The organism is Bacillus sp. V26 (assembly GCF_034296245.1).
Classification (GTDB): Bacteria; Bacillota; Bacilli; order Bacillales; family Bacillaceae; genus Bacillus; species Bacillus halotolerans.
Genome location: NZ_JAXKQF010000004.1, coordinates 135,690 through 155,221 on the forward strand (window position 1 = coordinate 135,690; position 19,532 = coordinate 155,221).

Genomic DNA, 19,532 nt, shown 5'->3' on the forward strand with positions numbered 1-19,532 from the left:
TAAAAATAAAACCCGGCGGAATACCGCCGGGTTTTGTTTGTTTACAGACGAACACTAATCGTGACAACTCCTAGTACGCTTGTTCCCTTATAGATCGTAACTTGAGCAGAACCAGGAATTGACTTGCTGTATACCACTCCGCTTTGACTTACAGAGATATAATCACGACCGGAAGTGACAACATAGCTAGTGGCTCCTTCTCTAGCAATATTTAAGTAACTGTTTACTTTCATTTGGTAAAAGGCATCCATGACTTTAATAGGGCTGTTTGATACATTTTGAATTGAAGGTGTTGGAGTAGCTGACATTTCTTCAGCAGAGGCCACACCGCCTAAGCTTAAAGCCAAAGCTGAAACTGATAGTGCAGAAATAATCGCTTTTTTACATTTCATTTGTAACACTCCTTTTTTATTTTTCCTTACACCTTACAATTTGGATAAAGAAAGGTTAGTTCCTGTTACTTAATATGTATGATTTGTTAACATATGGTTATTAGCTCGATGATGTATACTTTAAATGATGAGAACCGCAGGCATGTTTAAGCCTGCGGTTGCTATTTCAACTTTCGGATATATCATTAGGATGAATATTGATGGTGGATGCTGCTGAGGGAATATCAACTTTTTTCATCTCTAGCAATTGAGTATAGGCCGTGTCGAATTCATCTTTTGTCATCTGTTTTGCGGCTAATGCAGAGCATAAAATGGCAAAGGCAATCGGCATTGTGTCAATGTGAATATCAATATGGACTTCCGAATTGCCGCTGTTTTCGATAACAGAGCCATTTTTGGGCATTTCCGCAGTATGTCTGTTGATAGGAATGATGTTTTCGTTCATTACTCTTCTCCGTCTTGAGACTGTGCCTGTGCCTGATCCTGATCTGTATTCACGTTGACTACGACTTTTGCATTGCCGCTGTTTTCAACTTTAGCAACTGATACATTGCGCTTTTGGTTTTCTTCATTTTCATGACGATTCTCGCTCATGGTATCATCCTTTCTCTATTGATAGTGACAGGATATTCAATAGGAGAGTGAAGAGATTGGACGAACTTCGCGGTTTTTCCACATTGGGTCTAAAGGTCGAAGGAAAGCACTCTATTTGGTAAAATGAATAGATATTATAAAAGAAAAGGTGTTTGCATATGAAGTCTTACATCATCGTCGGCGCAGGCATACTAGGTGCATCGACGGCTTATCATCTCGCAAAATCAGGAGCCCGGGTTACGGTGATTGACCGGCAGGAACCGGGACAAGCTACGGATGCGGCGGCGGGGATCGTCTGCCCTTGGCTGTCGCAGCGCCGCAATCAGGATTGGTATCAGCTCGCTAAGGGCGGAGCGCGATATTATAATGATTTAATCAAGCAACTGGAAGAGGACGGAGAAACAGACACGGGATACAAGCGTGTCGGTGCGATCAGCATTCACACTGATGCGGTGAAGCTCGATAAGATGGAGGAGCGGGCGTATAAGAGACGCGAGGATGCGCCGGAAATCGGTGACATCACCCGTTTGTCCGCGAGTGAAACGAAAAAGCTGTTTCCTATTTTAGCTGATGGCTATGAATCGGTTCATATCAGCGGCGCCGCTCGTGTGAACGGGAGGGCGCTATGCCGGTCGCTTTTAAACGCTGCCGAGAAACATGGTGCAGTCATTGTAAAAGGAAACGCGTCCTTGCTTTTTGGGAACGGAAGAGTCACCGGTGTCCAAACAGACAAGCAGCAGTTTGAGGCAGATAATGTGATCGTGACTGGAGGGGCATGGGCCAATGAATTGATGAAGCCTCTGGGCATTCATTTTCAAGTGTCCTTTCAGAAGGCGCAGATTATGCATTTTGAAATCCCTGGCGCAGATACCGGATCATGGCCGGTGGTGATGCCGCCGAATGACCAGTATATTCTGTCCTTTGATGACGGCAGAATTGTAGCAGGCGCCACCCATGAAAATGAGGCCGATCTTAAAGACCTGCGTGTGACAGCAGGGGGACAGCATGAAGTCTTGAGCAAAGCACTTGCCGCAGCCCCTGGGCTTGCTGACAGCACAGTCATTGAAACAAGAGTGGGCTTCAGACCGTTTACACCGGGGTTTCTGCCAGTGGTGGGTGCCGTGCCGAATGTTCAAGGACTTTACGCCGCTAACGGTTTAGGCGCGTCGGGACTAACGATGGGGCCGTTTCTCGGTTCAGAGCTCGCAAAGCTAGTTCTCGGAAAGCCGACAGAAATAGACCTTAGCCCTTATGATCTTGCCGGAGCGCTTGCATAATAATGAAAGGCATGACAAACAAATATAATAAAGCTGTTCTAGCTTTTCTTTCCTGTCTGTGTTAGCATTTATCTTTAATGAAAAAGAGGACGTGAACTGATTTTGATAAAAATTGATATACCCGCACCGAATGTGACGATCACCGAGCGGCAGCAGTCAGCCAATCATAACGAACCGAAAATAAAGGCGATTCACGGGTTCATTGACTTTCACCAGATTCCAAGGGATAAAGGCGGCATCTTTATGTTTTACAACATTCACGATGAGCTGCTGTTTGTCGGTAAAGCCAGAAAGTTAAGACAGAGAATTAAGAAGCATTTTGAAGACACTGTCTCACCGATTAAAAATCACAGAGACGAAGTATATAAAATTGAAGTATGTGTAGTCGAAGATCCAATGGAAAGAGAAATTTACGAAACCTACATCATCAATACACAGCACTCGAAGTACAATATAGACAAGGTATTTTTTAAATAAGAAGTCAGTCTGCGGATTGAGCAGTGAAGCCAGAGCTTATGTTAAGTTCTGGCTTTTTGATTTGGCATTTTTGTACACGTAGGCCTGTTGTCTATCACTTGATTAAATTATTGAGAAATTTCAGAAAATAATATTGACAATCTTAGCTGCGGACTTTAATATAACAATATATAATGTTATATAACGTTATATAATAAAAACGAGGAGTGAAGGATTTGAGTCAGGTCACAGCAAAAGTTAATCGTGAGGTTCAAGCTTTCTTGCAGGATTTGAAAGGAAAAACCATTGACCATGTATTCTTTGTCGCATGCGGAGGGTCTTCGGCCATCATGTATCCGAGTAAATATGTGTTTGACAGGGAGTCAAAATCAATCAGCTCTGACCTTTACAGCTCTAATGAATTTATTCAGCGAAACCCTGTGCAGCTCGGTGAAAAGTCTCTTGTCATTTTGTGCTCGCATTCGGGAAATACCCCGGAAACGGTAAAAGCCGCTGCATTTGCGAGAAGCAAAGGCGCGCTTACGATTGCAATGACGTATAAGCCGGAGTCTCCTTTAGCACAGGAAGCGCAATATGTCGCCCAATATGACTGGGGTGATGAGGCGCAGGCGATCAATACGAACTATGGCGTTCTATATCAAATCGTTTTCGGCGCTTTGCAGGTATTAGAAAACAATACGACATTTGAACAAGCAATAGAAGGTTTAGATCAATTGCAGGCTGTGTATGATGAAGCCCTTAAGCAGGAAGCAGACAGTGCACAGCAATTTGCAAAAGCACATGAAAAAGAAAGCATCATTTATACTATGGCAAGCGGTGCAAACTACGGTGTCGCTTACTCCTACAGCATCTGCATTCTCATGGAAATGCAATGGATTCATTCCCACGCCATTCATGCCGGAGAATATTTTCACGGACCGTTTGAAATTATTGATGAATCCGTGCCGTTTATCATCCTGCTCGGTTTAGATGAAACAAGGCCTCTTGAAGAGCGGGCGCTTACCTTCTCGAAAAAATATGGCAAAAAGCTGACTGTGCTCGATGCCGCATCTTACGACTTCACTGCAATTGACGATTCAGTAAAAGGCTACCTTGCTCCGCTCGTTCTTAACCGTGTGCTGAGAAGCTATGCGGACGCTTTGGCAGAAGCGAGAAATCATCCTTTATCTCATAGAAGATACATGTGGAAAGTTGAGTATTGATCTGAAAAAGAGGAACCATTATGCATTAGACTATAATGTTATATAACATTATAGTCTAATGTCCAGAGGAGGCCAACCCTTTGAAGAAAATGTTTTTATTTTTGATCATTGCAGCTGTCAGTATGCTCACCATTGCGGGCTGTTCGAGCCAGGGCAGTTCAGCGGATGGAAAGGTGACATTGAAATTTTTCCACAGATGGCCGAAGGAGCCGGAAAAAAGGTATTTTGAAGAGGTTGTAAAGGAATTCGAAAAAGAGCATCCGGATATCGACATTCAAACTGAAGCGGTTTTGAATGACTCCTATAAAGATAAAATTAAAGTTATGCTGGGAACCAGCAGCCCTCCTGATATTTACTTCTCATGGAGTGACGAGTTTGCTTTTAAATTTATCAGAGGAAAGAAAGCACTTGATCTCTCGTCCTACTACAAAGATGATACAGATTGGTCATCGCAGCTCGTTCAATCGCAAGTTACACCATTTACGTATGAAAACAAACAATATGGCGTGCCGTGGCAAATGGACGCTAAATCATTTTTCTATAATAAAGATATTTTTAAAAAGCTCAATCTAGAGCCCCCGGCGACTTGGGATGAGCTCATCGATGTCTCCAAGAAGCTGAAAGAAAATGGCTATACGCCGATCAGTTTCGGAACAAAAGCGCCTTGGACAATCTCACATTATATCGGCACGCTGAATCAGCGGATGGTCGATGAAAAAACAAGAGAAAAGGATTATAACGCCAAAACGGGTGAATTTACCGATGAAGGCTATGTGAAAGCACTTGAAAAGCTGCAGGAACTGATGCCTTACTTCAATAAACATGTAAATTCCGTCGACCATGAATATGTGAGACAGCAATTTAAGAGCGGAAAGTCGGCGATGATATATGCGGAAACGGCTGAAATCAAACTGGTCGAGCCAGTGAATCTAGGGATGTTCTCATTCCCTGAAATCAGCGGACAAAAAGGATCCTCAGAAGCGTTAACGGGGGCGCCTGAAGGATTTATGATTTCCTCGAAAACAAAACATCCGAAGGATGCAGTGGAATTTTTGCAATTTCTGACGTCGAAAAAAATGGGTGAAAAGCTCGTTAAAGACGTCGGCAAATACAGTGCGGTGAAAGGGACGGCAACCGAAGAAAATTCTACAGCCATTCAGCGTGAAGCCGTTCAGCATATCGTAGATGCCAAATCAATGGTTCCGTGGTTCGATATGGATGTAGATGTTGAAATCGCAGATGTGTACTTAACAAGCGTCCAGCAAATGCTTGGCGGCGACATGACACCGGAGCAGGTCATGAAAGCCGTCCAAAAAGCAGCCAAGCAAGTGAAGGCGTCAGCTGAATAAATCCAAGAAAAGGTGAAGCGACGCACCTTTTCTTTTTATAAAGGAGATGAGTTATCCTTGGTCAACCAAAATAGAATAATCCCCTATTTGTTTTTACTGCCGGCTCTTGTTTTTCTACTTTTCGTTTATATCCCGATTTTTGAGAATGTCTTTCTCAGTCTGTTTCAATGGAGCTCTTTTTCTCCGGAAAAAACGTTTATCGGATTGAAGAACTATGTTGAATTATTTCGTGATCCTGTCTTTTATCAAGCCCTCACGAATAACGTACTCTACGCAGTGATCTCAATTGTATGCCAGGTGTTTGGCGGTTTGATTTTGGCGGCGGTGCTTGAGGATAAGCTGGTCAGAAAATGGTCGCCTTTTTTTCGTACCGTTTTCTTTTTGCCGGTTGTCATCTCAATGACGGTTATCGCGCTTTTATTTGATTTTATTTACAACCCTGAGACGGGGCTTTTGAATCAGCTGCTTCAGGCAATCGGGCTGGATCAGCTGACGAGGGCATGGCTCGGGGAGGACAGCACGGCTATGCTTTCTGTCATCTTTGTATCGCAGTGGCAGTCTGTCGGTTATATTGCGATGCTGTATATTGTGTCGATTCAAAAAATACCGGATGAACTGTATGAAGCGGCGCGGCTTGACGGTGCGGGGAAAATTCAGCAGTTTTTTCACATTACCATTCCCCAGACGAAAGAGATGTCTTTTGTTGCGGTGGTGATGACGCTGACAGGCGCTTTTACAGTGTTTAACGAGCCGTACATTTTGACAGGCGGCGGACCGGGAAACGCTTCTGAGGTATTAAGCACATTCTTATATAAAAGCGCCTTTACAAAGGATATGATGGGCTATGCTTCAGCGATTGCAACTGTTGTGTTACTCATTACGCTTGCTTTGTCGCTCATGCAAATGAAGTTCTTTAAAACCGGAAAGGAGGATTAACAGATGCTGCCTCAAAAGAAGACAGATTCGTTTAGATTAGAGCCTGTGCCTGACCGGCACATCGAGGTGAAAAGAAAGCCGAGGCGAAAATGGTATATCGGAGAAACGTCTGTATGGGTTTTTCTGTTTCTTTATCTAATCGCGATTGCTTATCCGCTTTTATGGATGGTCATGAGCGCCTTTAAAAGCTCGGATGATATTTTTGAGAACAGCTGGTCGCTGCCGTCTTCGTGGCATCCGGAGAACTTTGTGTCCGCCTGGAATCAGGGGATTTCTTCTTATTTTATGAACAGTGTGATCGTGACGGCGCTGACATGTGTGATTACTGTTTTTATCAGCGCATGGGCGGCGTACGGGCTTTCGAGGTTCGAGTTTAAAGGAAGAGGGTTCTTCTTGGTGCTTTGTCTTGGCGGTTTGATGCTGACGCCTCAGGTCAGTCTTGTGCCGCTTTATTCCATTATTCAGTCGCTGGGGCTTTACAATACGTATTGGGCTTTGATTTTGCCTTATGCGGCTTATCGGATTCCATTTACCATCATTTTAATCCGCTCTTATTTTCTTTCTATTTCTAAAGAATTGGAAGAGGCGGCTTATTTAGATGGGTGTACGAGTTTCGGGGTATTTTTCAGAATTTTCTTACCAATGAGTGTGCCGATTTTAGTGACGTCGGGTATTCTGACAGCTTACCATACGTGGAATGAGTTTATGTTTGCGATTATTTTCATAGATGACGAGAATTTGCGGACCATTCCAGCGGGGCTGATGCAGTTCCGAGATGCACTGCAGACGGATTGGGGCGTCTTGCTGGCGGGATTAACGATTTCTGCCGCGCCAATTATTATTCTATTTTTATTTATGCAGAAATATTTTGTCCGCGGGATTGCAAGCGGAAGTGTAAAAGGATAAAGGAGGAAGCATAATGAAATTAATTGCTGTTGGAGACAACGTTGTAGACTACTATCAGGATCAAGAAACATTCTACCCGGGAGGAAATGCCTTAAATGTCGCAGTGCTTGCAAAACGGCTCGGGCATGAGGCTTCTTATATCGGAATCGTCGGCAATGACGAAGCCGCGGCTCATCTGCTGAATGTGCTGAAATTGGAGAAGGTAAACGCTGATTTTATTCGCCAGGCGCATGGGGAAAACGGAATGGCAATCGTTACCCTTGATGAACAGGGGGACCGGATCTTTGTCCGATCGAATAAGGGCGGCATCCAGTCGCGTCTCCGTCTTGTGTTTCAGGAAAAGGACTTATCTTTTATCAGCGGGCATGATCTGCTGCATACCAGTGTGTACAGCAGGCTTGAGAACGATTTGCCGCAGCTGTGCGGGCTGATCCCGGTCTCTTTTGATTTTTCAACAAATCGAGAGGATGAGTATTTGAAAAAGGTCTGTCCTTATGTGACGTATGCGTTCTTTTCAGGAAGCGATTTGAGTGAGACGGAGTGCGGCCAGCTTGCCAAAAAGGCACATGAGTACGGAGCAAAAATCGTTTGCATGACCCGCGGCGGGCAAGGAGCGATCCTGTCTGCGGGGGACCGAATCTACCATCAGCCGATTGTGGAAGCTGATATAATAGATACACTCGGAGCGGGAGATTCATTTATCGCGGGATTTTTGACTGCGTTTTGTGAAAAGCAGGATATGATGAACGCTTTGCGCCAAGGAGCGGAAACAGCTGCGAAAACATGCGGAGTGTACGGGGCATTCGGTTACGGCTATCCCTATCGCCTGGAGGAAGGGGGAAGCAGTGAAAAAACGAGAATACTATAAGCAGTGTCTCGTTTTTTATGCCTGTCATGTGTAGGGACTGTTGATTGTAAATGTGACACGGTTTGTGTGCATCAAAAACAGTGAGCAGTAGATCGGCTGATCGTTTGAGGTAAATGCGGTTTTATCGATTTCAAACAGCGCATCCCCGATATCGCAATCCAAGTATTTGCTTTCCTCCTGCTGGGCATAGACAACGTTTAATAGTTTTGTATTGTGAGTGGGAACAACTTGGTATTGCTGCTTTAAAATATCATGCATAGATACACCGTCAGCAATAAACGTATTGATGGCAGGAAACATGTCCAGCGGGTAATGCGTGATCTCAAAGGTGAGCGGCTGATCATCGTTATATAAAATCCGTTTTAATTCAACGACAGGGCTCTCGGGATTGATCTGAAGCTTTTCGGCGATCGGTTTCGATGCTGGAATGATTTCATGGGACAGAACCTGGTGCTTCGGTTTTTTTCCGGTTGATTCCATAAATTCCGAGTAGCCGTTTACTGCGATCAGCTCTCTCTTCAATTTAGGGCTTTTAACGAACGTTCCTTTTCCCTGCTGCCTGATCAGATAACCTTCTTCGACCAGATCGAGAATGGCTTTTCTGACGGTAATACGGCTGACATTATACTTGCTGCAAAGCTCGTTTTCTGTGGGCAGCTTGGCAGCCGGGGAATACAAGCCCTTTTTAATGTCATCTGTTATGATTTGTTTTAGCTGAATGTATAAAGGTGTTGAACTTCCGTTGTTTAACAAGGGGTAGCCTCCTTTTAAGCTATTATTTATATTATAATGTATTATGACGTTATAATACAAATTTGCGTTTTTTGTTTTAGAAATATAGCAAATATGGGAATCGATTACTCTAAAAATAACAGAAAGACCGAGTTGTTTCCAGTGACGAAATAACGGAGAAAAAAAGACGGGGGGAGTTTTCTGATGGCTTCATTAACATTTGAACATGTCAAAAAATCATATCATTCACAATTAACGGTGAAGGACTTTGATTTAGATGTAAAAGATAAAGAGCTTTTGGTGCTGGTGGGGCCGTCAGGCTGCGGCAAATCGACAACCCTGCGGATGGTGGCTGGGCTGGAAAGCATTTCGGAAGGAAGCCTCTTCATCGATGGGGAACGGGTCAATGATCTTCCGCCGAAGGAGCGTGATATCGCGATGGTGTTCCAAAACTATGCGCTGTATCCGCATATGACTGTTTTCGATAACATGGCATTTGGACTGAAGCTCAGAAAAATGCCGAAACAAGAAATTGCCGAGCGGGTGCATGCAGCTGCAAACATTTTGGAGATTGAGCATTTGCTGAAGAGAAAACCGAAGGCACTTTCCGGCGGCCAGCGGCAAAGGGTGGCGCTTGGCAGATCAATTGTGCGGGAACCAAAGGTCTTTTTAATGGATGAACCGCTTTCTAATCTGGATGCGAAGCTGAGAGTGACGATGCGGACAGAAATCAGCAAGCTTCACCAGCGACTGGAAGCAACCATTATCTATGTCACCCATGATCAGACTGAAGCGATGACGATGGGCGATCGGATTGTCGTCATGAATGAAGGTAAAATTCAGCAAGTGGCCAAGCCTCATGATATCTATCATTATCCGGCAAACCTGTTCGTGGCCGGGTTTATTGGATCTCCCGGAATGAACTTTTTCAAAGGCATGATTGAGGAGCACCATGGCGAGCTGTTTTTCACAAACCCTTCGATCCGGCTTCATATTCCTGAAGAAAAGGCGAAACGGCTGAAGGAAAAAGGCTATGCCGGAAAACAGATGACAGCCGGTGTACGGCCGGAGCACATCGCACAAATGACTGGAAATGACCGGCTGTTTGATTCTGTGTTTAAAGCGACGGTGGAAGTGAATGAAAATTTGGGATCTGAGCTGATTGTGCATGTCAGCGCCGGGAACGAGCGGCTCACGGTTCGCCTGGATGGCGGCAATCGAATCGCCGCGGGCGATACAATTCAGCTGGCGGTGAAAATGGATCACGCCGTCTTTTTCGATGCTGAAACGGAACAGGCTGTGTATTAGAAAAGGTGCTCCCTTCGGGGGAGCACCTTTTTCTTACGGCCAAATGTCGTCTGCCCATTCAGGGTGATCGATAAATGGATTTCGGTTGTGCTGAAATTTTTCATAAATGATTTCATTTCTTTTTCTTTCGCGGGCATCAACAGGGTCCTGCCTATTCCATTCAAGCAAGGCGGATTGTTTGCCGTGATAAGGAGCAGAGCCGTTTCCTGTTCTATCATTGAGCTCAAGATCAGGGTAGCCGTCCTCTCCTTCGTAACGGACAGCCATGTAAAACAGCATGCGGGCGACATCGCCTTTCACATCATCGCGGGGCTCCCAAGAATCTCCGTCATAATAATTTCCGGGCGCTTTCGCATACTCGTTGCCGCCGTTGTCGAAGTCCATGTTGCCTCTGGCGCTGTTTACTTGGACGTCTGCTGGACGCAAGTGATGAATATCAGTGCCGGGCCCTTTGCTTGTACCAAAATCGCCATGGGATTTCGCCCAGACATGCTCCCGGTTCCAGTCCCCGACATTGCCGCCGTTCAGGTTTTTCGAACGGGATTCATTCGTATAGAGCAGGATGACGTTATTCGGATTGGCCGGATCTGCATCTGTTTCTTTCAGCGCGTTCCATACCTCGCTGTAAGACAGCATCGTATGTCCGCTAATGATGCGGTGCAGCGCGCTTTTTAACGCCTCTCCGCTTTTTCCTTCAGCACCTTCATAATAGGTGTCTGTGTCGGCGTATGGTGCAGCGGGAGAGACTAATGAGAGAATGCCCCCGGAGGCTGCGGAAGAAGTAGCTGCACGGCCATTCAGGTTCAATCCGGTTTGCGCGCTTGCTGAAGCAGAGGGCGCAAACCATCCGGAAATCAGTAATACACAGACGAGCGGCAGAAACCTTGCTTTTTTTGTCATCACTTGCCCTCCTTTAGATCAGATCATGTCTATTATCTAAAATTGAGATAAAGGTTAGAAGTGTCATTTTGTATATTTTTTATTAAATTTGTAAATTGGTAACTTTGGAGGAGGCGGAACTCTATTATTCCGGGATCTTTAGTCCGCGTTATTGCTCCCGCTGAGTTTTGGCAAGCGCTGTTCCTTGATCGAGTGCTGCTTCACTGAAAGCATTGCCTTCCCGTGTTTTTCGCTAGTTCATACAATAAATCTTTAGAGCCACTTTTTCCTCTCGCTGTTTTTGTAATCCATCGCTGCCTATTGACTCTCCTCCTTACTGGCTGCTATTCCTAAAATGGAATGGCAGACTGGTTATTATGACCAAAAAACAAACGTTTTTTTGGTTTATGTGCTGATGAACTATACGTCTTCCTCCCTCTATAATGAAGTCACCATAACGGACAGAGGAGGAAGCACATGGAAAAGCAGAGGCTTTCAGCAGAAAGCGGCATCGCTGATTACATCGATTGGCTTGCCCAATTCGGTGCGTCTGCTGATGGCGGGGTGACGAGACTTTTGTACACCAAGGAGTGGATGGACGCGCAGCTCGCCGTGAAAGCGGAGATGTCGGCATTTGGGCTTGACGCCAGATTTGACGATGTCGGCAATGTCTTTGGAAGGCTTCAGGGCACCCAGTCCCCGGATGAAGTGATTTTAGCCGGCTCACATATCGATACTGTGATCAATGGGGGAAAGTATGACGGCTCATATGGCGTGCTTGCGGCAATGCTTGCTTTAAAGCAGCTCAAAGAAACATACGGAGCGCCGAAAAAAACGCTTGAGGCCGTGTCTTTATGTGAGGAAGAGGGAAGCCGTTTTCCGATGACATACTGGGGATCAGGGAATATGATGGGTGCTTTGTCATTGAAGCATGCGGAAGTACCGAGAGACGGATCAGGTGTTTCATTACAAGAGGCGATGCATGACAGCGGTTTTGGCAGAGGCGTGTATCCGTCAGCGCACAGGACAGATATCAACGCTTTTATTGAAATTCACATTGAACAAGGACAGACGCTTGAAATGTCAGGACGAGATCTCGGTGTGGTGACAAGTATAGTCGGGCAGAGGAGATATCTGATTACGCTTGAGGGAGAATGCAACCACGCAGGGACCACCTCCATGAAGTGGCGCAAGGACCCGCTCGCAGCCAGCAGCCGAGTGATTCATGAATTGCTGTTTCGCGCTGAAGAACAGCCGGATGAGCTTCGTCTGACATGCGGAAAAATGACGGTGGAGCCCAATGTGGCCAATGTCATACCTGGACTGGTGCAGTTTTCAATCGATATTCGACATCAAAATCAGCATGTACTGGAGCATTTTCATAAAGAAATGACTGCTGTCATCAACGGCATTTGTGACGAAAAAGGGATTCACACTATGATTGATGAATATATGCGGATAGAGCCTGTGCCGATGGACGAAACGCTTTCTGCCAAGGCTCTTGAGACAGCGGCAGAAAACGGTATCAGCTGTGAAGAAATGGTGAGCGGGGCAGGGCATGATGCGCAAATGATCGGAAGGAGCTGCCCCGCTTGTATGCTGTTTGTGCCAAGCAGAGGCGGCATCAGCCATTCGCCGAAGGAATTTACTTCTGCACGTCAGCTTGAGATCGGCGTCCGCACATTGACTGATTTATTATACAAACTGGCTTACTGATGAAGGAGGAATGGCTGTGTCAGGCAGAAAAGAATTATGTACACCATTAAGAACGATTATGACACCGGGACCCGTAGAGGTCGATCCGCGTGTATTAAGAGTGATGAGCACGCCGGTTGTCGGCCAATTTGATCCGGCGTTTACCGATATCATGAATGAAACGATGGAGATGCTTCGGGAGCTGTTCCAAACGAAAAACCGCTGGGCGTATCCGATTGACGGCACATCCCGGGCGGGAATCGAAGCGGTGTTAGCTAGTGTCATTGAACCGGGAGATGACGTGCTAATTCCGATATACGGACGCTTCGGCTTTTTGCTGACTGAAATCGCTGAGCGGTACGGGGCGAATGTTCATACGATTGAGTGTGAGTGGGGAACGGTTTTTGACCCTGACGCTATTATACGTGAAATGAAAAAGGTGAAGCCGAAAATTGTGGCGATGGTGCACGGGGAAACATCAACTGGCCGAATTCATCCGCTGAAAGCGATCGGAGAAGCGTGCCGTGCTTGGGATGCACTGTTTATAGTCGATGCTGTAGCGACAATTGGGGGCTGCCAGGTGAAAGTGGATGAATGGAACATTGACGCAGCTATCGGCGGCACGCAAAAGTGTTTGTCTGTTCCGTCGGGGATGGCGCCGATTACATATAATGAACGGGTGGCGGACATCATTGCGGCGCGCAAAAAGGTGGAACGCGGAATTGCGACTCAGGCAGACAAGGCGCCGCTTACCGGAAATCGTCCGATCACCAGCAATTATTTTGATTTGAGCCAGCTTGAGGATTATTGGAGCGAACGGCGGCTCAATCATCATACAGAAGCGACGACGATGCTTTATGCCTTGCGTGAGGGCGTGAGACTGGTGCTTGATGAAGGTCTTGAAGCACGTTTCGAGCGGCATCGATACCATGAGGCCGCATTAATAGCCGGGATTAAGGCGATGGGGCTGAAGCTGTTTGGGGATGAGAGCTGCAAAATGCCTGTTGTCACCTGTGTGCAAATCCCGGACGGCGTGGACGGAGAGTCGGTCCGCCATATGCTTTTGGCACAGTTCGGAATCGAAATCGCCAGCTCATTCGGCCCTTTAGCCGGGAAGATTTGGAGAATTGGTACGATGGGCTACAGCTGCAGAAGAGAAAACGTACTGTTTGTCCTTGCCGGATTAGAAGCTGTGCTTCTCAGACACGGCGCTGTGATCGAAGCGGGAAAAGCGCTTCAGGCCGCGCTTGATGTATATGAAAATGCTAAGAGCCAGGCAGCGATTTAAAGAAAAAGCTTGCGGAATTCCGCAGGCTTTTTTCATTTTCGCTCATTCTCCAATCTGATTTTCTCCGTTTGACTCTTTTTACAAATCCGTTTTCTCTGTGTTGCATTTTCTGACGGAGCATGAGTCACTTTTTCTTTTTTCATCTATTCTTTATACAAGGCACCTATAAAATGACGTTTTATTTCTTACAGCAATTTTTGAAAGGGGGATGCAGCATTGGAGTATTTTCACACGATATTAGATGCGCTTCTGGAAGATCAGGATGAAGCTGTGCTGGCGACCATTGTTCAAGTTGAAGGCTCTGCATATCGAAAAGCAGGCGCCACCATGCTCTTTAAGAAAAACGGAGAAAGAATCGGCTTGCTGAGCGGCGGGTGTCTGGAAGAGGATATATCCGAAAGAATCGGTGAGCTCGGCGATCAGCTGACGACAGCGCTTATATCCTATGACATGAGAGCTGAAGACGATCTTTCGTGGGGCATGGGAGTCGGCTGCAATGGCGTTATTCATATCTATGCGGAACGAATCTCTCAGGAAAAAAAGCGGCACTATGAAAGAGTAAGAGACTTCCTTTATTCAGGAAAAGCCGTAACAGCCGTTACACAGATTGAATCCTCACAGTCAGGGCGTTATCTGTTTTTGTCAGAGAACGGGTATTTTGGGCACTGGCCGGATGTGCCGCTTCAAGATATTCAACGCACCGCTTCAACGCTTCATGTACCGCATTTTGATCCATCATCAAACATTTTTATTCAGCGTATTGAGCCGAAGCCGCGTCTCATTCTGTTTGGGGCGGGCACAGATATGATACCGCTCGCCAATTTGGCGGCTGAGACCGGATTTTCTGTCATTGTGACAGATTGGCGGCCTGCATATTGCACAGCCGCTCTTTTTCCAAAAGCAGATCAGCTGATCACTGCCTTTCCGGAGCAGATGCTCGGTGAATTTGGATTTTCGCCTCAGGATTCCGCTGTTGTGGCGACTCACCATTTTCAGCACGATCAAGTCATCGTTGAATCCTTATTTTCTCGGGACCTTCATTATATCGGGCTTTTGGGTTCCGAAAACCGCACGAAACGGCTGCTGAATGGAAAACAGCCGCCCGCGCATTTTTACAGTCCGGTCGGGTTGAAAATCGGCGCGGAAGGCCCAGAGGAAATTGCCGTCAGCATCGTTGCGGAAGTCCTTCAAACAAGAAAACGGCTGGCGGTTATATGAGCATTATCGGTATATTTCTGGCGGCCGGAAAAAGTGAGAGAATGGGCACAAACAAGCTGGCATTGCCGCTAAAAGGAGAAACGATCGGATCGGCTTCATTAAAAACAGCTCTATTATCCCGTCTTGACCATGTGCTGATTGTCGAGAGGACAGAAAATGCTTCACTTGAGTGGATCGGGGCGCAATATCAAGCACCGCCTTTTCTGGATCGCTGGAGTTTGCATGTCTGTAAAGAGGCGGAAAAGGGCCAAGGGCATTCTGTCAGCAGCGGGGTGAAAAAAGCGGAAAGCATGGGGGCAGACGGGGTCGTCATTCTGTTGGGTGACCAGCCGCAGCTTTCTGTCGATCATGTAAATGCCCTGATATCAAGGGCTCATGAAATGTTTGCCGTGTCAGCATCTTTGCGTACGCTCAGTCCGCCTATTTATTTCTCATCCGCCTGTTTTCCATATGTAAAGGAGTTAAAGGGAGATGAGGGTGCCCGCAGGCTGCTGAAAAACGGACAGCTTGGCACTGGAGCGGTGCTGGCAGTGAAAGCGTGCGAGGAACTGGAAGATATTGATACGCCGGAGGAATATGACACTGTCAGGAGGCGAATACATGAACGGACAAGTGACACAGGCGCGAATGAACATTCAATTATGGAGGCCGGCAGCGCTTAATGAGGCATTTTCTCTTTTGAAGCAGCTTGCGCCAGATGTGTGTGCAGCATCGGGCAGCACGCTGCTCCAGCTTCAATGGGACAAAGGAATTCTTCCGAAAGCGCATCTCATCAGCCTTGAAGGCATTGATGAGATGAAAGGCATTACCGCTGACGGCACCAACGTGTCGATCGGGGCGCTCACCACGCTGAATGAATGCAGAAAAAACAGCCTCATCAAGCGGGAGCTGGCTTGCTTATGTGATGCAGTTTCTGCTGTTGCAGCGCCGGGAATCCGAAGCCGGGCCACAATTGGCGGCAACATAGCGAGTAAAATAGGGGATTTGATTCCGCTTCTGCTTGTGCTTGATGCGGAGCTTATCGTTTATCAGAAGGAGCTTGTCAGGCTGCCGCTTGCTGAATGGATCTCCAGTGAAGCGTATTCACATGGAATCGTGACGCGTGTGATCATCCCGCGTCCAGAGGGAGATCGTGTGTTTTTCCGAAAGCTCGGAAGGCGGCAGGCATTTACCGGAGCGGTTGCTGTGGCGGCAGGACGTTTACTGAAAGACGGTGACATTCGCCTCGCAGCGGGCCATGCCGATATCAGGCCGAAAAGATTAATAGAGAGCGAAGGTAAATGGATGGAGCCTGAATGGGAGGCGCACGAGCTGTACGAAACACTTATCAAGGAGCTGCCGTTTTCAGCCGATGCTTTCGTGTCAGCGGCATACAGAAAAAAAGCGGCTGCCAACGTCATCATGTCCGAGCTGATGTTTGAGGGAGGGGAATAAATGAGCATAAGCAAACCATCAAGAATAAGGCCGGATGGAAGGGAAAAGGTCACGGGTGAATTGAAGTATATGACTGATCTCACTTTTCCGGGAATGCTGTACGGCAAAATCCTGAGAAGCGCTTGCCCTCATGCGGAAATCGTGTCGATTTGCACCAAAAAGGCTGAAGAAATGGAAGGTGTGCGGGCAGTCGTCACCCATAAGGATGTTCCGGGTTTCAACCGTTTTGGGATTGTCATTCCTGACCAGCCGGTTCTATGCGAGGATAGAGTGCGTTATGTGGGGGATGCAGTTGCCGCAGTCGCCGCAGAAACAGAAGACATTGCCGAAGCCGCGCTGGAGCTGATTCATGTGGTGTACAGGATGCTGGAGGTCATTGATTCTCCGGAAAAAGCGCTCCGGCCAGATGCGTATATGCTGCACCCGGACGGAAACATCCTTCATCGTGCGTTTTTCTCGCACGGCGATGTGGAAGCGGGATTCCAATCGTGTCACACGATTCTTGAAGAAACCTACGAACTGCCGCGGCAGATGCATACGTATATGGAAACGGAAGGGGGGGTAGCTGTTCCGGAACGTGACGGGGGTTTTACAATGTACGCTGGCACTCAGCACGGCTACAAGGACCGCTTTCAGCTTGCCCGCATTTTTGGTATTCCTGAAGAGAAAATTCGGGTTGTGTCGAGTCCGATGGGCGGCTCATTTGGCGGAAAGGATGAGCTGAATATTCAGCCGTATGCCGCGCTTTTAGCCCGTAAAAGCGGGCGTCCGGTCAAAATTCATCAGACGAGACAGGAATCTGTACGCTCAGGAATCAAGCGCCACCCGATGAAAATCACGATCAAAACAGGGGCTGATCAAACAGGGAAGCTTCTGGCTCATGATGTGAAAATCATTGCCGATACAGGCGCTTACGCCACGCTGGGACCGGCAGTCCTGGATTTTTCTGCCGAGCATGCCGCGGGTCCGTACCGCATCCCGAATATCCGCACTGAAGGGATCTCTGTGTTTACGAACAACGGGGTGGCGGGAGAATTCCGGGGCTTTGGCGGCAACCAAATCACCTTCGCGCTGGAAACCCACCTTGATCGCCTCAGCAGCATGCTCGGTATCGACTCGCTGGAGCTGCGAAGAAGAAATATCAGAAAACCGTATGACCCGGGGCCGCTTGAGCATCGGATTGCGCCCACTGACGGAGCAGCGCAGGTGTTGAACGTCATTTCTGCATCTCCTATTCTCAAAAGAGAACATCAGACGTCTCGTTATAAACGAAGAGGTGTTGGCGCCGCGATTACCATGCACGGGGGCGGGCTTGGCTATGGGCGGATGGATGCCGCAGGAGGGCGCCTTTCCCTTTCAAGTGACGGCAAAATCACGGTTTCGTTTGGGTTTGAAGAGTGCGGGCAGGGCATCCTCGCCGCGATTGAACATATTGTGACCGAAGAGCTGGGCTGCGCGGCGGAGGATATTTCCATTATCATCGGGGATACCGCAAAAGTGCCAAAGTCAGGCTCCTCCACGGCATCCCGCGGCACGAGCATGGTGTGGCACGCGATCCAGCGTTTGAAGAAACCGTTTCTATATCAGCTGAAAAAACGTGCCGTACAATTGGTGCCGTGTTTGCCTGAACAACTCATTCTCAGCGCTGGGGGGCTGCGGATGCATAATACAAAGGAGCTAGTGGTGACCTATAAGGAATTGGCAAAAAAAGGCCCTTTGACTGAGGAAACAGCATTCGATTTTCCGACAACGCCTGATCCTGTGGTCGGCGGCCATTTTCTCTACTCATTTGGAGCGGCTGCAGTTGAGGTGGAGGTTGATCTATTAACAGGCGATGTCAGAGTGATAGATTGTGAGCACGCCATTGCGGCAGGGCCGGTTGTCAGTCCGCAGGGCTATCGTGGACAAATCGAAGGCGGCGCTGCCATGGCGCTCGGCTATACGCTGATGGAGGAAGCCAAAATGACGGACGGCCGTTACACGGCGGAGAATTTGGATCAATATGTAATTCCGGGAATCAAAGATGTTCCGGCAATGAAACTGGCCGCGATAGAAGAGCTGATGGATGGTGACTCATATGGCCCGCGCGGTGTCGGAGAAATAGGAACGATCGCCATCACCCCGGCGATTGTAAAGGCGGTACATGATGCCGTCGGCTGCTGGGTGAACAAGCTGCCGATTTCGCGTGAAGAGCTGCTTAGTGAGATAGACAGAAAGGGGATAAAGCAATGGACGTAAAAGAAGCAGGATCGTTCTCTGTAAAAAAGCATCGGTTCCGAATGACCGTGAATGGAATAGCGCGGGAGGTTGATGCGGTTCCTACAGCTTGCTTGAGTGACCTTCTGCGGACGGAATTCCAGCTGACCGGAACTAAAATTTCCTGCGGAATCGGCCGTTGCGGAGCATGTTCTGTCCTGCTCGACGGCAAGCTCGCCAATGCGTGTATGACCATGGCATACCAAGCGGACGGCCATTCGATCACAACCATTGAGGGGCTTCAAAAAGAAGAACTGGATATCTGCCAAACCGCTTTCCTGGAGGAAGGCGGCTTCCAATGCGGATATTGCACACCAGGGATGACGATTGCGCTCAAAGCTCTGTTTCAGGAAAACCCGCAACCTACTGACGAAGATATTGAAGAAGGTCTGGCGGGCAATTTGTGCCGGTGTACCGGTTATGGCGGGATTATACGGTCGGCTTGCAGGATTAGAAAAGAGGTAGCAAGTGGAAAAAGGGAGTCATTGGACTTTTCCCGCAGCTACGGCAAAGCACCGGATTTAAAAAGTTAAGCAAATCGCTAAAGCTTTAGAGAATTGTCTGGATGAACTTCAATTACAGATCGTGAAAATGAAATACCTCTTCTCCCTTTACTTTTTGCCTAGTTGTGTTTGATACTATAAATGGGTAATGTTACAAATTAAGGAAATAGGGAGAAGAGATGATGAATAACTTAAATTGGTGGAAAATACTTTTACTA

General features: G+C 47.4%; 20 protein-coding genes. 15 read left to right on the forward strand and 5 right to left on the reverse strand.

All coding sequences use genetic code 11. From position 1 onward, the window contains the following. Positions 1 to 41: 41 nt before the first annotated feature. From UJ203_RS14030 to UJ203_RS14040, 3 genes are all read right to left on the reverse strand, one after another. Positions 42 to 392, reverse strand: a complete 351-nt coding sequence (locus UJ203_RS14030) for a hypothetical protein (RefSeq protein ID WP_095714024.1) — start codon at positions 390 to 392, stop codon at positions 42 to 44. Between the two features lie 166 nt (positions 393 to 558). Beyond that, entirely contained in the window at positions 559 to 837 is a 279-nt protein-coding gene (locus tag UJ203_RS14035) for a hypothetical protein (RefSeq protein ID WP_105953843.1), read from the reverse strand. Continuing rightward, the gene (locus UJ203_RS14040; RefSeq protein WP_003240873.1) at positions 837 to 986 is read right to left on the reverse strand and encodes a hypothetical protein; all 150 of its coding nucleotides are present in this window, start codon (positions 984 to 986) and stop codon (positions 837 to 839) included. Before UJ203_RS14040 ends, UJ203_RS14035 begins: the two co-directional genes overlap by 1 nt. A 158-nt stretch (positions 987 to 1,144) precedes the next feature. Between UJ203_RS14040 and UJ203_RS14045 the strand changes: the two genes are divergently transcribed. The 7 genes from UJ203_RS14045 to UJ203_RS14075 all read left to right on the forward strand — a co-directional run bounded on the left by UJ203_RS14045 (position 1,145) and on the right by UJ203_RS14075 (position 8,001). Beyond that, positions 1,145 to 2,263, forward strand: a complete 1,119-nt coding sequence (locus tag UJ203_RS14045) for an FAD-binding oxidoreductase (RefSeq protein ID WP_322011689.1) — start codon at positions 1,145 to 1,147, stop codon at positions 2,261 to 2,263. Between the two features lie 102 nt (positions 2,264 to 2,365). Further along, positions 2,366 to 2,740: a nucleotide excision repair endonuclease gene (locus tag UJ203_RS14050; protein WP_024122762.1), complete on the forward strand. Its 375-nt coding sequence runs from the start codon at positions 2,366 to 2,368 to the stop codon at positions 2,738 to 2,740. Between the two features lie 215 nt (positions 2,741 to 2,955). Continuing rightward, positions 2,956 to 3,942 carry a fructosamine deglycase FrlB gene (gene frlB / locus UJ203_RS14055; protein ID WP_322011692.1) on the forward strand — a complete coding sequence of 329 codons (987 nt, stop codon included), beginning with the start codon at positions 2,956 to 2,958 and terminating at the stop codon, positions 3,940 to 3,942. Positions 3,943 to 4,022: 80 nt separating this feature from the next. Further along, a complete protein-coding gene (locus UJ203_RS14060) occupies positions 4,023 to 5,291 on the forward strand; it encodes an ABC transporter substrate-binding protein (protein ID WP_322011694.1) in 1,269 nt (422 codons plus the stop codon). 57 nt (positions 5,292 to 5,348) lie between these two features. After that, positions 5,349 to 6,227, forward strand: coding sequence for a carbohydrate ABC transporter permease (locus UJ203_RS14065; protein ID WP_044159032.1), 879 nt, complete (start codon positions 5,349 to 5,351; stop codon positions 6,225 to 6,227). Positions 6,228 to 6,230: 3 nt separating this feature from the next. Then, positions 6,231 to 7,133 carry a carbohydrate ABC transporter permease gene (locus UJ203_RS14070; RefSeq protein WP_059334818.1) on the forward strand — a complete coding sequence of 301 codons (903 nt, stop codon included), beginning with the start codon at positions 6,231 to 6,233 and terminating at the stop codon, positions 7,131 to 7,133. A 13-nt stretch (positions 7,134 to 7,146) separates the two neighbouring features. Next, positions 7,147 to 8,001 carry a fructoselysine 6-kinase gene (locus UJ203_RS14075; RefSeq protein WP_185848655.1) on the forward strand — a complete coding sequence of 285 codons (855 nt, stop codon included), beginning with the start codon at positions 7,147 to 7,149 and terminating at the stop codon, positions 7,999 to 8,001. 24 nt (positions 8,002 to 8,025) lie between these two features. On the opposite strand, the gene frlR is transcribed toward UJ203_RS14075, so the two are convergent. Next, complete coding sequence (gene frlR, locus UJ203_RS14080) at positions 8,026 to 8,754, reverse strand: transcriptional regulator FrlR (RefSeq protein WP_024122756.1); 729 nt, start codon at positions 8,752 to 8,754, stop codon at positions 8,026 to 8,028. A 183-nt stretch (positions 8,755 to 8,937) separates the two neighbouring features. On the opposite strand from frlR, the gene UJ203_RS14085 reads away from it, so the two are divergent. Next, a complete protein-coding gene (locus tag UJ203_RS14085) occupies positions 8,938 to 10,041 on the forward strand; it encodes an ABC transporter ATP-binding protein (RefSeq protein WP_248337976.1) in 1,104 nt (367 codons plus the stop codon). A gap of 33 nt (positions 10,042 to 10,074) precedes the next feature. Here the strand turns inward: UJ203_RS14085 and UJ203_RS14090 are convergent, their stop codons facing one another. Continuing rightward, the gene (locus tag UJ203_RS14090; RefSeq protein WP_227598702.1) at positions 10,075 to 10,941 is read right to left on the reverse strand and encodes an endonuclease I family protein; all 867 of its coding nucleotides are present in this window, start codon (positions 10,939 to 10,941) and stop codon (positions 10,075 to 10,077) included. Between the two features lie 456 nt (positions 10,942 to 11,397). On the opposite strand from UJ203_RS14090, the gene allC reads away from it, so the two are divergent. From allC to pucE, 7 genes are all read left to right on the forward strand, one after another. Continuing rightward, the gene (gene allC / locus UJ203_RS14095) at positions 11,398 to 12,636 is read left to right on the forward strand and encodes an allantoate deiminase (protein WP_322011705.1); all 1,239 of its coding nucleotides are present in this window, start codon (positions 11,398 to 11,400) and stop codon (positions 12,634 to 12,636) included. Positions 12,637 to 12,652: 16 nt separating this feature from the next. Continuing rightward, positions 12,653 to 13,903: an alanine--glyoxylate aminotransferase family protein gene (locus UJ203_RS14100; RefSeq protein ID WP_322011707.1), complete on the forward strand. Its 1,251-nt coding sequence runs from the start codon at positions 12,653 to 12,655 to the stop codon at positions 13,901 to 13,903. Between the two features lie 216 nt (positions 13,904 to 14,119). Further along, the gene (locus UJ203_RS14105) at positions 14,120 to 15,121 is read left to right on the forward strand and encodes an XdhC family protein (RefSeq protein ID WP_322011709.1); all 1,002 of its coding nucleotides are present in this window, start codon (positions 14,120 to 14,122) and stop codon (positions 15,119 to 15,121) included. After that, a complete protein-coding gene (gene pucB / locus UJ203_RS14110; RefSeq protein ID WP_248337982.1) occupies positions 15,118 to 15,783 on the forward strand; it encodes a xanthine dehydrogenase accessory protein PucB in 666 nt (221 codons plus the stop codon). Before UJ203_RS14105 ends, pucB begins: the two co-directional genes overlap by 4 nt. Continuing rightward, positions 15,722 to 16,555, forward strand: a complete 834-nt coding sequence (pucC, locus tag UJ203_RS14115; protein WP_248337984.1) for a xanthine dehydrogenase subunit C — start codon at positions 15,722 to 15,724, stop codon at positions 16,553 to 16,555. Before pucB ends, pucC begins: the two co-directional genes overlap by 62 nt. Further along, positions 16,556 to 18,793, forward strand: coding sequence for a xanthine dehydrogenase subunit D (pucD, locus tag UJ203_RS14120; protein ID WP_322011711.1), 2,238 nt, complete (start codon positions 16,556 to 16,558; stop codon positions 18,791 to 18,793). Then, entirely contained in the window at positions 18,784 to 19,344 is a 561-nt protein-coding gene (pucE, locus tag UJ203_RS14125; RefSeq protein WP_322011713.1) for a xanthine dehydrogenase subunit E, read from the forward strand. The genes pucD and pucE overlap by 10 nt, the downstream gene beginning before the upstream one ends. The last annotated feature ends 188 nt before the right edge of the window (positions 19,345 to 19,532 follow it).

Excerpts from the sequence above, each read along its gene's own strand:
- UJ203_RS14030 (WP_095714024.1), bottom strand. The coding sequence starts at position 392 with ATGAAATGTAAAAAAGCGATTATTTCTGCACTATCAGTTTCAGCTTTG.
- UJ203_RS14035 (WP_105953843.1), bottom strand. The coding sequence starts at position 837 with ATGAACGAAAACATCATTCCTATCAACAGACATACTGCGGAAATGCCC.
- UJ203_RS14040 (WP_003240873.1), bottom strand. The coding sequence starts at position 986 with ATGAGCGAGAATCGTCATGAAAATGAAGAAAACCAAAAGCGCAATGTA.
- UJ203_RS14045 (WP_322011689.1), top strand. The coding sequence starts at position 1,145 with ATGAAGTCTTACATCATCGTCGGCGCAGGCATACTAGGTGCATCGACG.
- UJ203_RS14070 (WP_059334818.1), top strand. The coding sequence starts at position 6,231 with ATGCTGCCTCAAAAGAAGACAGATTCGTTTAGATTAGAGCCTGTGCCT.
- UJ203_RS14075 (WP_185848655.1), top strand. The coding sequence starts at position 7,147 with ATGAAATTAATTGCTGTTGGAGACAACGTTGTAGACTACTATCAGGAT.
- UJ203_RS14085 (WP_248337976.1), top strand. The coding sequence starts at position 8,938 with ATGGCTTCATTAACATTTGAACATGTCAAAAAATCATATCATTCACAA.
- UJ203_RS14090 (WP_227598702.1), bottom strand. The coding sequence starts at position 10,941 with ATGACAAAAAAAGCAAGGTTTCTGCCGCTCGTCTGTGTATTACTGATT.
- allC (WP_322011705.1), top strand. The coding sequence starts at position 11,398 with ATGGAAAAGCAGAGGCTTTCAGCAGAAAGCGGCATCGCTGATTACATC.
- pucB (WP_248337982.1), top strand. The coding sequence starts at position 15,118 with ATGAGCATTATCGGTATATTTCTGGCGGCCGGAAAAAGTGAGAGAATG.
- pucC (WP_248337984.1), top strand. The coding sequence starts at position 15,722 with ATGAACGGACAAGTGACACAGGCGCGAATGAACATTCAATTATGGAGG.
- pucD (WP_322011711.1), top strand. The coding sequence starts at position 16,556 with ATGAGCATAAGCAAACCATCAAGAATAAGGCCGGATGGAAGGGAAAAG.
- pucE (WP_322011713.1), top strand. The coding sequence starts at position 18,784 with ATGGACGTAAAAGAAGCAGGATCGTTCTCTGTAAAAAAGCATCGGTTC.